Genomic DNA, 14768 nt, shown 5'->3' on the forward strand with positions numbered 1-14768 from the left:
ATGAGCACGCGATGAGTACGCCCATGAAGTAGCGACGGTCCGGACGCACCCGGACCTAAAAAGGAGCGAAGTGGCTAAGGTCCGGGTATACGAACTCGCCAAGGAGTTCGGGGTTGAGAGCAAGGTCGTCATGGCCAAGCTCCAAGAGCTCGGTGAATTCGTCCGTTCGGCGTCCTCGACGATCGAGGCGCCCGTTGTACGCAAACTGACAGACGCCCTCCAGCAGGGCAGCGGCGGCGGCAAGCCCGCCCCCCGCAAGGCCGCCCCGGCACGTCCGGCGGCCCCCTCTCCCGCGCAGGCCGCACGTCCGGCCGCCCCGCGCCCGGGTCCGGCCGCACCGAAGCCGCCCGCCGCGGAGAAGCCCGCGACTCCGGCCCCGGGCCCGCGCCCGCTGCCGGGTCCCAAGCCGCCGGCCCCGAAGCCCGCTCCGGCCTCCCCGGCCCCGAGCGTGCCCGAGTTCCAGGCACCCCCGTCGGCTCCGGCCGCCGCGTCCGCCCCGTCCGCCCCGCGTCCGGGCGCCCGTCCCGGCCCCGGTGCGCCGCGTCCCGGTGGCCAGCGTCCGGGCGGTCCCGGTCAGGACCGGCAGGACCGCGGTCAGGACCGTGGCCAGGGGCCTCGTCCCGGTGGTCAGCGTCCCGAGCGTTCGGGTGGGCCCGGCGCGCCCAAGCCGGGCGGTGCCCGTCCGGCCGGTCCGCGTCCGGGTAACAACCCCTTCACCTCCGGTGGCTCCACCGGGATGGGACGCCCGCAGGGCCCCCGTCCGGGTGGAGCGCCGCGTCCCGGCGCCCCCGGTGGCGCCCAGGGCGGCGGTCCGCGTCCGCAGGCCCCCGGCCAGGCTCCCCGTCCGCAGGGCGGTCCCGGTGGCGCTCCGCGTCCCCAGGGCGGTCCGGGCGGTGCCCGTCCCACTCCGGGCGGCATGCCCCGTCCGCAGGCCCCGCGTCCCGGCGGCGGCCCCGGCGGCAACCGTCCCAACCCGGGCATGATGCCGCAGCGTCCGGCTGCCGGCCCGCGTCCCGGCGGCGGTGGCCCCGGTGGCCGTGGTCCCGGTGGCGGCGGTCGTCCCGGCGGTCCCGGTGGCGGCGGCGGTCGTCCCGGTGGCGGCGGCGGCTTCGCCGGTCGTCCGGGCGGTCCCGGTGGCGGCGGTGGCGGTTTCGCCGGTCGTCCGGGCGGTCCCGGTGGCGGCGGTGGCGGTTTCGCCGGTCGTCCCGGTGGTCCCGGTGGCGGCGGCGGTCGTCCCGGCTTCGGCGGTCGTCCCGGTGGTCCGGGTGCCCGTGGTGGCACGCAGGGCGCCTTCGGCCGTCCCGGCGGTCCCGCGCGTCGCGGTCGCAAGTCGAAGCGGCAGAGGCGTCAGGAGTACGAGGCCATGCAGGCCCCGTCGGTCGGCGGCGTGATGCTGCCTCGCGGCAACGGACAGTCCGTCCGCCTGTCGCGCGGTGCGTCGCTCACCGACTTCGCCGAGAAGATCGGCGCCAACCCGGCGTCGCTCGTCGCGGTGATGATGAACCTCGGCGAGATGGTCACCGCCACGCAGTCCGTCTCCGACGAGACCCTCCAGCTGCTCGCCGGCGAGATGAACTACGTCGTCGAGATCGTCAGCCCGGAGGAGGAGGACCGCGAGCTGCTCGAGTCCTTCGACATCGAGTTCGGCGAGGACGAGGGTGGCGAGGAGTTCCTCGTCGCGCGTCCGCCGGTCGTGACCGTCATGGGTCACGTCGACCACGGTAAGACCCGCCTCCTCGACACCATCCGCAAGACGAACGTCGTCGCGGGCGAGGCCGGCGGTATCACGCAGCACATCGGCGCGTACCAGGTCGCGACCCAGGTCAACGACGAAGAGCGCAGGATCACCTTCATCGACACCCCGGGTCACGAGGCGTTCACCGCCATGCGTGCCCGTGGTGCCAAGTCGACCGACATCGCGATCCTCGTGGTGGCGGCCAACGACGGTGTGATGCCCCAGACGATCGAGGCGTTGAACCACGCCAAGGCGGCCGGTGTGCCGATCGTGGTCGCGGTCAACAAGATCGACGTCGAGGGCGCCGACCCGACCAAGGTGCGCGGTCAGCTCACCGAGTTCGGTCTGGTGGCCGAGGAGTACGGCGGCGACACGATGTTCGTCGACATCTCCGCCAAGCAGGGTCTGAACATCGACTCCCTGCTGGAGGCCGTGGTCCTCACCGCGGACGCCTCGCTCGACCTGCGGGCCAACCCGGAGCAGGACGCGCAGGGCATCGCGATCGAGTCCCACCTCGACCGCGGCCGCGGCGCCGTCGCGACCGTCCTGGTCCAGCGAGGCACCCTGCGGGTCGGCGACACCATGGTGGTCGGCGACGCGTACGGCCGTGTCCGCGCGATGCTCGACGACAAGGGCGCGAACGTGGAAGAGGCGGGTCCCTCGACCCCGGTCCTCGTCCTCGGTCTCACCAACGTCCCGGGCGCCGGCGACAACTTCCTCGTCGTCGACGAGGACCGTACGGCCCGTCAGATCGCCGAGAAGCGCGCGGCGCGCGAGCGCAACGCCAACTTCGCCCGGCGTGGGGTCCGGTTCTCCCTGGAGAACCTGGACGAGGCCCTCAAGGCCGGTCTGGTGCAGGAACTCAACCTCATCATCAAGGGCGACGCGTCCGGTTCGGTGGAGGCTCTCGAGTCCTCGCTGCTCCAGCTCGACGTCGGCGAAGAGGTCGACATCCGCGTCCTGCACCGCGGCGTGGGTGCGGTCACCGAGTCGGACATCGACCTGGCGACCGGCTCCGACGCGATCGTCATCGGCTTCAACGTCCGCGCTGCGGGCCGCGCGGCGCAGATGGCGGAGCGCGAGGGCGTCGACGTCCGGTACTACTCGGTGATCTACCAGGCCATCGAGGAGATCGAGGCGGCCCTCAAGGGCATGCTCAAGCCGGAGTACGAGGAGGTCGAGCTCGGCACGGCGGAGATCCGCGAGGTCTTCAAGTCGTCCAAGCTGGGCAACATCGCCGGTGTCCTGGTCCGCTCGGGCGAGGTCAAGCGCAACACCAAGGCGCGCCTCGTCCGCGACGGCAAGGTCATCGCGGAGAACCTCACCATCTCCGGTCTGCGTCGCTTCAAGGACGACGTCACCGAGATCCGCGAAGGGTTCGAGGGCGGTATCAACCTCGGCAACTTCAACGACATCAAGGTCGACGACGTCATCGCGACGTACGAGATGCGGGAGAAGCCGCGGTCGTAGTCAGCCGTGGTTCATGCCGGCCGGGGGTGACCTGTTCACCCCCGGCCGGTGTGGCCGTTTCTGGGGCTGCGCCCCAGACCCCCTTCGCGCCCACGCGGCGGAGCCGCATATCGATGCAGCCCCGCGCCCCTAAAAGCGATCGAGCCGCCCCGTGGGTTCGATGTACGGTTCTGATGTTCCTGCCCGGCATCCTGGCAGGCCATCTATCCCGTACCGGCGGGTGAACCGGATACACACATGTATGTGGGGACTCTGTCCTTCGATCTCCTGCTCGGCGACGTACGGTCGTTGAAGGAGAAGCGCTCCGTCGTCCGTCCCATCGTGGCCGAGCTGCAACGCAAGTTCGCGGTGAGCGTGGCGGAGGTCGATCTCATGGATCTGCACCGCCGGGCCGTGATCGGGCTGGCGGTGGTGTCCGGTGACACGGGGCATCTGACCGACGTACTCGACCGGTGCGAGCGGCTGGTCGCGGGACGCCCCGAGGTGGAACTGCTCTCGGTGAGACGTCGCCTCCACGGCGACGACGACTGACCGAGAAGTGATCAGTAGACGTAAGAAAGAGCTAGGAGACGGACCAGTGGCCGACAACGCGCGTGCCAAGAGGCTGGCGGACCTCATCCGAGAGGTGGTGGCCCAGAAGCTGCTGCGCGGGATCAAGGACCCGCGGCTCGGCTCACACGTCACCATCACGGACACCCGGGTGACCGGGGACCTGCGGGAGGCGACCGTCTTCTACACGGTGTACGGGGACGACGAGGAGCGGGCGGCCGCCGCCGCGGGACTGGAGAGCGCCAAGGGCATCCTCCGTTCCGAGGTCGGGCGGGCCGCCCAGGTGAAGTTCACACCGACCCTCACCTTCGTGGCCGACGCCCTCCCAGACACCGCCAAGACCATCGATGACCTCCTCGACAAGGCGCGGGCCTCGGACGCCCAGGTGCGCGAGAGCGCGTCGGGCGCCAAGTACGCCGGCGAGGCCGACCCGTACCGCAAGCCGGGCGAGGACGACGACGAGGACGACGCCGCCGAATGACGCAGCAGCGCCAGAAGACCACCACGCCCGACGGCCTTGTCATCGTCGACAAGCCGTCGGGCTTCACTTCGCACGACGTCGTCGCCAAGATGCGGGGCATCGCCCGCACGCGGCGCGTCGGGCACGCGGGAACACTCGATCCCATGGCCACCGGTGTGCTCGTCCTGGGGGTGGAGAAGGCGACCAAGCTGCTCGGTCACCTCGCACTCACCGAGAAGGAGTACCTGGGCACCATCCGGCTCGGGCAGACGACGGTCACCGACGACGCCGAGGGCGAGATCACGGCGTCGGTCGACGCGTCGAAGGTCACCCGCGACGCCGTCGACGCCGGCATCGCCGAGCTGACCGGCGAGATCATGCAGGTCCCGTCCAAGGTCAGCGCCATCAAGATCAACGGCGTGCGGTCGTACAAACGGGCCCGGGACGGCGAGGACTTCGAGATTCCCGCCCGGCCCGTCACCATCTCCTCCTTCGCGGTGTACGACGTCCGGGACGCCGTCGCCGAGGACGGCACCCCGGTCCTCGACCTCGTGGTGTCGGTGGTGTGCTCCTCCGGGACGTACATCCGCGCCCTCGCCCGCGACCTGGGCGCCGGGCTGGGCGTCGGCGGCCACCTCACCGCGCTGCGCCGCACCCGTGTGGGGCCGTACAAGCTGGACTCCGCGCGGACCCTGGACCAGCTCCAGGAGGAGCTGACCGTGATGCCGGTGGCCGAGGCCGCCACCGCCGCGTTCCCCCGCTGGGACGTGGACGACCGCCGGGCGGGGCTGCTGCTGAACGGCGTACGCCTGGAGATGCCCGAGGAGTACGCCGACCGCGGCGCCATCGCCGTCTTCGACCCCGCCGGCCGCTTCCTGGCCCTGGTCGAAAGCCAGAAGGGCAAGGCCAAGAGCCTGGCCGTCTTCGGCTAGAGCTTGGGACTCAGGCTGAGGGGCGGGCGCTGAAGAGCAGGGGCGCAGCCCCATGCTCTTCAGGGGCGCGGGGAACTGCGCGATCAGCCACACACGAGCCGCACGCGCCGAACGACCGCATCCTCACGAGCTGGTAGGCGGGGTGTAGGCGGGGCCCAGGGGCACAGCCCCTGGGCCGGCCGGTGCCGGAGGCACCCGGCGTACCTCGGCTGAACCCAGCGGAGCGTGGAGCGGCGGTCACGGGGTTTCGCTGTTCCCGCCGCTCCACGGTCCCCCCTCGGTTCCCCCACCCAGAGGTGTATCCATCTCCCCGGGGCTATTCACCCCTTCGTGCAGGCGCTCGGAGTGAACCGAGGGAGCGGAAGGGGGCGCGTTCGCCGCGCGATCTGTTCCGCTGATCTTCACGTGCCTACCGTCGGAACACAGGTACGACGGGGAGGTCAGGACATGGCGGTACGGGGCCGTCGGGCGACCGACGACGGCCGCCGGGCGGCGCGGGACGAAGTCCTGGTGCGGGTCGGCGATCTGGCGGGACGACCGCGCGGCACGGGCTTCGTGGCCGATCACCACGGCACGGTCGTCACCAGCCACGAGGCGGTGGACGGACTGGCCCGGATCGTGGTGCACGCGGCCGGCGACCGTGTCTGTGTGGTGACCTCCGACGCGGTGACCCCACTGCCCGCCCTCGACCTCGCGCTCATCCGCACCGAGGGGCTGTGCGTGGACCCGCTCCCCTTCGCCCTGCGGGACGAGGTCGACACGGGCGCGTACGTCCGTATCGCGGCCGGCGGCTGGCGCGAGGCACGGGTACTGGGCACGGCGGACGTGACGTACACGGCGACCGACGGTTTCCATCTGCTGCGCGGCGCCTTGGAGTTGGCGATCGGCACGGCCGGGAGCGAGGCGCTGCGGCTGGGCGGGGGCGCGGCCGGGGGGCCCGTGCTCGACATGACCACCGGGGCCGTGGTGGGCGTCCTCGGCACGGCGCTGGAGGCCCAGCACCGGGCCACCGGTTTCGCCGTACCTCTGCGGGGATGGCGGGCGGTGCAGCCGCTGGCCGAGCTGCTCGCCCGGAACGCGGCGACCGTGGGCGCGTACGGGACCGATCTGAACCTGGCCGGGGTGCTGGAGCTGACCGCCACCACGGTCGGCTCGGACGGGCCGGGGGCGAGTGCCGGGGCCGTCGCGGCGAGCGGTGCCGACCCCGTCGAACGGGTCGATGTCGTACGGGAGTTGAGCGCCTTCACGGACGGTCCGGCCACCGTCCTTGGTCTCGTCGGCCCACCCGGCAGCGGCCGTACGACGGAGCTGGCCGCCCTCGCCGCCCGGCGCGGCCGGGGGCACGAGCCCGCGCCCACGCTGTGGCTCCGCGGGGCAGACCTCCTGGCCGACGACACCTCCCTGGCGGACGCGGCACGGCGGGCGCTGGAGCGGGCGGGGCGGATCGTGGTGGCTTCGGCGGCGGCGAGTCCCACGGGGGAGTGGGGTGCGTCGGCGGGGGCGAGTTCCGCGGGGGAGTGGGGTGCGTCGGCGGGGGCGCGCCCGGCGCAGGGGCCTGCCGGGGCCGCCGGGGCAGGGGCGTCGGACGGGTGGGCCGCCTCGGACTTCTCGGCCGCGTCGGGTGCTTGTGGCGATGCCGGTGCCTGGGGCAGTGGAGGTCTGCCGGGGGCCGCTCATGCTTCGGGAGGGTCGTGGGCCGGAGGGGGGCGGCCGTGGCTGCCCGGCCGGTACGAGGGTGAGTTGGGGGACATCCGGCCGGAGCGGTTGGCCCGGCTCGCCGCGGCCGAGGGGCGGCCCATGCTGCTGCTCCTCGACGGGCCCGAGGAGATGCCGCCGACACTCGCGCACCGGCTGGCCGAGTGGACCGCCGGGACGGTCGAGTGGCTGCGGGAGAACGGGGCCCGGCTCGTGGTGGCCTGCCGGTCCGAGTACTGGGAGCGGGCCGGGGCGCAGTTCCCGGCGGAGCTGCTGCACGGGGAGGCGTCCGGCGGAGCGGGGCAGTCACTGCCCGCGTGCGTGCGGCTCGGCGACCTGACGGAGAGCGAGGCCCGGCGCGCCCGGCTGCGGTACGGCATCCCCGAGGACGCCCTCGCCGGCCCCGACGCCCGACACCCGCTCACCCTGCGGCTCCTGTCCGAGGTACGAGCGGCCCTGCCGGAGCCCCCGGACGGCCGGCCCGGCGAGGATGGCGCCTTCGCCGGGCCGGCCGGTGGGGGTACGGAGGGCGGGGGTGCGGCCGGGGGTGGCCGGGTGGCGGCGGGTTTTGGTGGGCTGGGGCCGGAAGGGTCGGGGTTTGATGGGCCGGGTCGCCCTGGGCCGGGAGCCCACGGGCCGGAGGGGCCCTTCTCCGGCCCGGGCCCACGCCCGTCCGATACGACGGCGCATCCGTCCGACACGACGGCACCCCCGTCCGGCAGGGCGGCGTCCGCCTCCGGCAGGACGACATCCTCCTCCGGTCAGGCTTCGCCCTCCTCCGGTCAGGCTTCGCCCTCCTCCGGTCAGGCTTCGCCCTCCTCCGGTCAGGACTCGTCCTCCTCCGGCAAGGCGGCAGCCGCTGCCCCGGGTCGGCGGCCCGATCGGGACGACGTGTTGGCTGCCTATCTGGATCTGATGTGTCTGCGGGTCGCCGTGCGGCTCGCCGCGGTGAACGGGGTGCGCGGGACGGCCGTGCGGCGGCTCGCGGCGCAGGTCTCGGGGCAGGTGCACGAGGCGGCGCGGCGGTGTCTGGGGCCAGGGCAGGGGGAGCTGGACCGGGCGGCGTTCGAGGCGGTGTTCCCCTGGGGGCCGGTGCCAGGGCGGCGGCTCGGCGGTACCACCGGCTGGGCCTCGGCCGTGCTCACCGAGGGCCTGCTCGTCCCGGCCGGCGACGGCTACCGCTTCGCCCACGAGGAGCTGGCCGACTGGATCCAGGGCGCGCACCTGGACCTCGACGCCGCCCTGCACGCGCTCGTGCACCGGGGCTGGGTCGCCCAGGCCGAGGCCCGGCGGGGCTGGGGCACCATGCCGTCGGAGGCCCGCGTCCGCCGCCATGCCCGCCGGGCCACCCGCGACCTCCCCGTGCCCCGCCACCGCATCGGCCCCGTCGTCCACGCCCTGCTCCTCCTCGGCCGCCAACAGGGCCCCACCGAACTCGCCGGGCGCCTGGAGGAGTTGCTCGACGCCCTGGACACCCTGCTGCCGCCGGGCGCACCGGCCCCCGACGACCCGACCTGGTGGGCCACCCGCCTCCTGGCCGAGGTCCTGCTCCGGGTCCCCGACGCGACGCCGTACACCCGGGTGCTGCGGTTCCTCAGCGAGCGGATCGGGGCCTGGCGGGGCCAGGGCCGGGGCGTACCGGGGGAGTTCGGGCCGGACTTCTGGTCGTCGCTGCCGCTGCCCGAGGCGGAACGGTTCGACCTGCTGCGACGCCTCGTCGTGGCCGACCCGTCCCCCGGCGAGGGACCCCGCTATCTGGACGTGGCCTCCCGGCTCCTCGCCGCCGACCCCACCGCCGTACAACCGCTGCTCACCCGCTGGTTCCCCGACGACACCCCGCTGGTCGCGACCCCCGACGCCACCGTGGCGACGGCCGCGCAGGCGCTGCTGCACACGCATCGGCGGTGCGCCTTGGACGACCTGACCGAGGCGCTGGTCGACAGCGCGCACCGGCGCGGCGACGAGCTGCTCGCCGTACTGTCCGAGGAGGAGCCCTCGGCGGTGTGCCGGGCCGTCGACCGGTGGGCGCACGACGAGCGCCCGGCACGGCGGGTCGCGGGGCTCGCGTACGGACTGCGGACCGCTCCGCACGCCCGCACGGAGCCCGACCGCGAGCTGCTCCGCTACGCGGCGCTCGCCCTGCTGGGCCGCCCCGCCGACGTCACCCTGCACAGCGGCGCCCTCGCCCTGCTCGTACGGGATCCGGGGACCCGGTCGCGCTATCTGCCGCAGGCGCTGGAGCGCTTCGCGGCCGGTGATCCCCAGTTGCCCGCGAGCGCGCTGGTCACGGCCCTCGCCACCCACCCGGACCCGGTCCTGGGCGCCTTCCGCGCCCGGCTGCGGACTCCCGGCGCCGAGGGCTCCGACGGGGAGGCCCTGCGCACGCTCGCCGAGGTCACCACGCCCGGTCTCGCGCGCCGCGTCACCACCCTCGTACGGGAGGTCGTCGAACTGCGCCCCGAGCTGGCCGGGCATGTCGCCGTGTACGTCGACCGCAGGCTGGAGCACGGCCCGGGCACCCGAGCCGTACTGTTCCCGCTGGTCAGCGGCCTCATCGTCGACGGCCCCGTCCAGGTCCGCGCGGCCCTCGCGGCCGTCTTCGCCGAGCCGGGCACCCCCGTTTCCGGCCCGCTGCGGCGCGAACTGCTCGACCTGCTGATGGCGACCGAACGGGACCCGTCGGTCCTCGACGCGCTGCTGCGGGCGGCCGCCGCGCGCGGAGTGACAGCGGATGCGCGGGAGGTGGGAGGCACGGGGGGCGCGGGGGGCACGGGGGGCGCGGGAGGCGCGGGGGACGACGGTGCGGCCACCCGGGCGCTGGTCCATCGGGTCGGGATGCTGCTCGTCCGTACGCCCGAAGGGGCGACCCGTTTCGACTGGGCGCTCGTCGACCTGGCCCGCCATGTGCCGGGTTTCGCGGGGATGGTGGCCGGCTGGCTCAACGGCACGCCCCAGGAGTGGGCGGCGGTGGTCGGGCCGAGCACCCGCCGGATGATCGAGAACCTGGCGGGCGTGCCGGGGGTCCCGGGGGTGCGGGTGCCCGCGTGAAGCACGGCCGGGTTCCGTGCTCCGGTTCCGTGCTCCGGTTCCGTGCTCCGGGTCACAGGCCGGATGCCGATGCGGACCGAGGACACCGGGCATGGCACCCTTAGACCTGCGCAAGGGTTAGGCGTCAATACGGACACGGGTTCGACGAGGAGCGGTCACAGTGCAGCGCTGGCGTGGCTTGGAGGACATCCCCGAGGACTGGGGGCGCAGCGTCGTCACCATCGGTTCCTACGACGGGGTGCACCGAGGGCACCAGCTGATCCTCCGGCACGCCGTGGAACGCGCGCGTGAGCTGGGCGTTCCCGCCGTCGCCGTCACCTTCGACCCGCACCCCAGCGAGGTCGTGCGTCCCGGCACCCACCCTCCGCTGCTCGCCCCGCACCACCGCCGCGCCGAACTGATGGCCGAGCAGGGCGTGGACGCGGTGCTGATCCTGCCCTTCACGACGGAGTTCTCGCGGCTGTCGCCGGCCGACTTCGTCGCCAAGGTGATCGTCGACAAACTGCACGCCAAGGCCGTCGTCGAGGGCCCCAACTTCCGCTTCGGCCACAAGGCCGCCGGGGACGTGGCCTTCCTGTCCGAGCAGGGCAAGACGTACGACTTCGACGTCGAGGTCGTCGACCTGTTCGTCACCGGTGAGGCGGGCGGCGGACAGCCGTTCTCCTCGACGATGACCCGGCGCCTGGTCGCCGAGGGCGACGTCGAGGGCGCGCGCGAGATCCTCGGCCGCCCCCACCGCGTCGAGGGCGTCGTCGTACGCGGCGCCCAGCGCGGCCGCGAACTGGGCTTCCCGACGGCCAACGTCGAGACCCTCCCGCACACCGCGATCCCCGCCGACGGCGTCTACGCCGGCTGGCTCCACGTCGACGGCGAGGCCATGCCCGCCGCGATCTCCGTCGGCACGAACCCGCAGTTCGACGGCACCGAGCGCACGGTCGAGGCGTACGCCATCGACCGCGTCGGACTCGACCTCTACGGCCTCCATGTCGCCGTCGACTTCCTCGCCTTCGTGCGCGGCCAGGCGAAGTTCGACTCGCTGGACGCGCTGCTCGTGGCGATGGGCGAGGACGTGAAGAGGTGCCGGGAGCTGATCGGGGCGTACGCGGGGGAGTAGCCCCCGCCGGCTTCGTCCTTCGGGCGCGCGCAGGGCCCGTACCGTTCGTGGATCGTGAACGGTACGGGCCCTCGGTCGTCTCGCCGTGCGGGGGTTACTGCTGCTGTGGCGGTGCCGGCGGGTAGGGCTGCTGACCCTGGTGCGGCGGGTACGGCTGGCCCGGGGCGGGCTGACCGGGGTAGCCGTAGGGCCCTGGGGCCTGGCCGGGGGCCGGCTGACCCGGGTAGGGCTGGGGCTGGCCGGGGTAGGGCTGCTGCCCCTGCTGCGGCGGGTACGGCTGGCCCTGCCCCTGCCCCGGTTGCTGTTGCTGTTGCGGATAGGGCTGGCCCGGGGTCTGCTGGCCCGGCATCGGCGGAGCGACCACCGGCGGCGGGTTGCCGTCCGACGTCCACAGGCCGTGCGACTGCTGGTGGCGGGCGATGTCCTCGGCGACCATCGCGGCGAGCGTGAAGTACGACTCCCGCACCTTCGGCCGCATCATGTCGAGGTCCAACTCGGCGCCCGCGGACAGGTGTTCGTCGAAGGGCACGACGACGACACCGCGGCAGCGCGTCTCGAAGTGGGAGACGATGTCGTCCACCTTGATCATCTTCCCGGTCTCGCGCACCCCCGAGATGACCGTGATGGAACGTGCCACCAGGTCCTGGTAACCGTGCGCGGAGAGCCAGTCCAGCGTCGTACTCGCGCTGCTCGCACCGTCCACGGACGGTGTCGAGATGATGATGAGCTGGTCGGCGAGGTCGAGCACCCCGCGCATGGCGCTGTAGAGCAGACCGGTACCCGAGTCGGTCAGGATGATCGGGTACTGCTTGCCGAGGATGTCGATCGCGCGCCGGTAGTCCTCGTCGTTGAACGTCGTGGAGACGGCCGGGTCGACATCGTTGGCGATGATCTCCAGCCCGGAGGCCGCCTGCGAGGTGAACCGCCGGATGTCCATGTACGAGTTGAGGTACGGGATCGCCTGGACGAGGTCGCGGATCGTGGCCCCGGTCTCGCGCCGCACGCGACGGCCGAGGGTGCCGGCGTCCGGGTTGGCGTCGATCGCGAGGATCTTGTCCTGCCGCTCGGTGGCGAGCGTCGAGCCGAGCGCGGTGGTGGTCGTGGTCTTGCCCACGCCGCCCTTCAGGCTGATGACCGCGATGCGGTAGCAGGACAGCACCGGCGTCCTGATCAGCTCCAGCTTCCGCTGCCGCTCGGCCTCCTCCTTCTTCCCACCCAACTTGAACAGCCCGCCGCCCGACCCCGGGCGGCTGCTCTTGGTCTTCTGCTTCTTGCTGTTGAGCAGCCGGTCGGAGGACAACTCCACCGCCGCGGTGTAACCGAGCGGCGCCACACCGGGGTTGGTCGGCTGCCGCTGATCATGCTGCACGGGCTGCGGCCAGGCGGCGCCTGTGCGGGGGTCGATGGGGGCGGTGGGAGTGGTGGGAGCGGTGGGTGCAGGGGGGTGGGGGTGCCCGCCCGGATGACCGGGCTGGCCGGGGTGACCGGGCTGGCCGGGCTGGCCGGGGTGGTCCGGGTGAGCTGCGTGGGCGGGCTGGCCCGGGTGTCCGGGCTGGCCCGGCTGGTTGGGGAAGGGGGGTTGGGGTTGGCCAGGGTGCCCGGGCTGAGCGGGGGGCTGAGGGAAGCCGTAGCCGGGCTGGGGGGTGGCCGCGTGGGGCGGGCCCTGAGGAGGGGTTTGGGCCGGGACGCCGGGGGCGGCGGAGGGCGGGAAGCCGTAGCCGGGCTGGGGGGCGGGGGCGTCCGGGGTACCCGGCTGGGCCGGGGGCTGGGGGAAGCCGTAGCCGCCTTGCTGGGGGATGGGGGTTTGTGGGGGTACGGGTGCGCCGGGGGGCGGGAAGCCGTAGCCGGGGGTGGGTTGGGCGGGGGGTGCGGTGGGGGTGGGGGCGGCCGGGTGTGCGGGCTGCTCCGGGTGGCCTGGTTGGGCCGGGGGTACGGGCTGTCCCGGGTGCACTGGCTGTCCCGGCTGGGCCGGGGGCTGGGGGAAGCCGTAGCCGCCCTGTGGGGGGATGGGTGCCTGCGGGGGCACGGGTGCGCCGGGGGGCGGGAAGCCATAGCCAGCGGGGGAGGGGGTGTTGGGGGCCTGCGGGGGTGTCGGGCCAGGGGCGGCGGTCGGCGCATCGGAGGCGTCGGGCGCGCCGGGTGCCACGGCGGCGGGTGCACCGGGGTCGCCAGGGACGGCGGGTGCTCCGGGCGTGCCAGGGGCGGCGGGTGCGCCGGGTCCGGGGATACCAGGCGCACCGGGCGTGCCGGGAGCGGCATCGACCGGGTTGCCCCAGGCCGCTGGCGCACCTTGAGGGGCCTGCGGGTGGAACGGCTGCTGCTGAGGCACGGACGGCTCGCCCTGCTCCGAGGGCGCGGACGCCGGCCACTGCGCCGCCGAGGCAGGCGCGGCGGGCGCGGCCGGCAGATACGCGGGCGGCAACGGCGGAAGCCCACCCTGGGGCCCCGGCGGGGGTACCCACGCGGGCGGGGCCTGCGGTACACCGGGTACGGCAGGCGGGGCGTCCTGCGGAGCGCCCGGCTGAGGCGCGGCGTCCTGCGGGGGACCTGGCTGAGGTGCTGCGTCCTGCGGGACGGCGCCCTGGGCCGGGAGGTCCTGCGGCGCCGAACCCTGCGCAACGGTGCCCTGAGGCGCGGCATCCGCCGACTCGCCTCTGTCGGAGACAACGTCCGGCTTCGCGGCACCGTCGGGCTGCTCGCCCCCCGCCACTGCTGCGGTCTCGCCGGGCTCCTCGCCCTCAGAGGCAACGGCCCCAGCGGCCGCAGCTACGCCTTCGGCGGCAACGGCCTCGCCGGACGCGTCCACGGCGGGCGAACCCTCGGCGGCCACACCGCCATCACCAGCACCGCCCTGCGCATCCTGACTCCCGCCGGACGAGCCCGCCTCGGCCGACTGCACGACGGCGACATCATCCGCACCCGCACCCGCACTCGTACTGGGACCGGCATCGGCGGCATCCGTACCCGCATCGGCTACGACGGCCCCCACGCTGTCCGACCCCTGAGGCTGCGCCTCGGCGACCGGGGCCGTACCGGAAGGCGCCAAGCCCCCGGCGTCGGGCACCCCGGCACCGTCACTCTCACTGCCACCGGGCACGGCCGAGGCCCCCGGCGCCCCATCCTCCACCTGCGGCGCATTCAACTCGAAGTCACCGGCACCCACTTCACCTCCGGAAGCAGCACCCGCAACCACACCCGCACCCGCGGCGGGCGTACCCGCACCCGCGATCTCACGCTTCAACGCGGCAGCGGAAATCCGCATGGTCGCACCGCTCTCGATGTCCCCATCGGCGTCACCGGCTTCGGGCGCGGCGGCGACCGGCGGCCAAGTGGGCGGAACCGCTCCACCCGGACCGGCACCGGGCGCGCTGGGCAAGTCGACAGGAGGACCGACCGGCGGAGCGGACGGGGGCGCGAACGGAGGCGTCGTGGCACCCACGACCGGAGAAGCACCCCCCGCGCTCGCGCCCGCGCCGGTGTCGGCAGCCGTACCCGAATCCGAACCGGCCCCTCCCGACGAGGCGTTCTGCGTGTACCAGGCAGGCGGCGCGTAGTCGATGGTGAACTCGCCCGTCGTCTCGACGGAGGACTCCGCGTCGGGCTGGTCATCGTCGGGTGTGGCCCAGCCCCCGCGCATCCCGTCCCGATCGCTGCTCACAATTCCTCCTGGTGTGGTCGAGCACCCTCAAGCCGTGCTGGGGCGACCGTTCCTGTCGTCCGATTCGCCGGGCTGATCCCCCCTCGGGCCCCGGGCCATGTCGCACA

At 73.9% G+C, this 14768-nt stretch carries 7 protein-coding genes and 1 pseudogene; 6 read left to right on the forward strand and 2 right to left on the reverse strand.

Translation table 11 applies throughout. From position 1 onward, the window contains the following. Nucleotides 1-70 precede the first annotated feature (70 nt). The 6 genes from infB (at nt 71) to ABT147_RS19080 (ending at nt 11003) form a co-directional block, all read left to right on the forward strand. A complete protein-coding gene (infB, locus tag ABT147_RS19055) occupies nt 71-3205 on the forward strand; it encodes a translation initiation factor IF-2 (protein ID WP_351407409.1) in 3135 nt (1044 codons plus the stop codon). 237 nt (nt 3206-3442) lie between these two features. After that, nucleotides 3443-3736, forward strand: coding sequence for a DUF503 domain-containing protein (locus ABT147_RS19060; RefSeq protein ID WP_351407411.1), 294 nt, complete (start codon nt 3443-3445; stop codon nt 3734-3736). 46 nt (nt 3737-3782) lie between these two features. Next, nucleotides 3783-4235: a 30S ribosome-binding factor RbfA gene (gene rbfA / locus ABT147_RS19065; RefSeq protein ID WP_351407413.1), complete on the forward strand. Its 453-nt coding sequence runs from the start codon at nt 3783-3785 to the stop codon at nt 4233-4235. Then, a complete protein-coding gene (truB, locus tag ABT147_RS19070) occupies nt 4232-5146 on the forward strand; it encodes a tRNA pseudouridine(55) synthase TruB (RefSeq protein ID WP_351407416.1) in 915 nt (304 codons plus the stop codon). The genes rbfA and truB overlap by 4 nt, the downstream gene beginning before the upstream one ends. Before the next feature lie 447 nt (nt 5147-5593). Next, complete coding sequence (locus ABT147_RS19075; RefSeq protein WP_351407418.1) at nt 5594-9889, forward strand: trypsin-like peptidase domain-containing protein; 4296 nt, start codon at nt 5594-5596, stop codon at nt 9887-9889. A 160-nt stretch (nt 9890-10049) separates the two neighbouring features. Further along, the gene (locus tag ABT147_RS19080) at nt 10050-11003 is read left to right on the forward strand and encodes a bifunctional riboflavin kinase/FAD synthetase (protein ID WP_351407420.1); all 954 of its coding nucleotides are present in this window, start codon (nt 10050-10052) and stop codon (nt 11001-11003) included. 94 nt (nt 11004-11097) lie between these two features. On the opposite strand, the gene ABT147_RS19085 is transcribed toward ABT147_RS19080, so the two are convergent. Next, entirely contained in the window at nt 11098-13713 is a 2616-nt protein-coding gene (locus ABT147_RS19085; RefSeq protein ID WP_502983115.1) for a nucleotide-binding protein, read from the reverse strand. An 816-nt stretch (nt 13714-14529) separates the two neighbouring features. Then, nucleotides 14530-14661, reverse strand: a pseudogene (locus ABT147_RS47335) (SCO5717 family growth-regulating ATPase); the annotation flags it as partial. Nucleotides 14662-14768: the final 107 nt, after the last annotated feature.

This window comes from Streptomyces sp. NPDC001868 (genome assembly GCF_040297125.1).
In the GTDB taxonomy this organism is placed as follows: Bacteria; Actinomycetota; Actinomycetes; order Streptomycetales; family Streptomycetaceae; genus Streptomyces.

Excerpts from the sequence above, each read along its gene's own strand:
- ABT147_RS19075 (WP_351407418.1), top strand. The coding sequence starts at position 5,594 with ATGGCGGTACGGGGCCGTCGGGCGACCGACGACGGCCGCCGGGCGGCG.
- truB (WP_351407416.1), top strand. The coding sequence starts at position 4,232 with ATGACGCAGCAGCGCCAGAAGACCACCACGCCCGACGGCCTTGTCATC.
- ABT147_RS19060 (WP_351407411.1), top strand. The coding sequence starts at position 3,443 with ATGTATGTGGGGACTCTGTCCTTCGATCTCCTGCTCGGCGACGTACGG.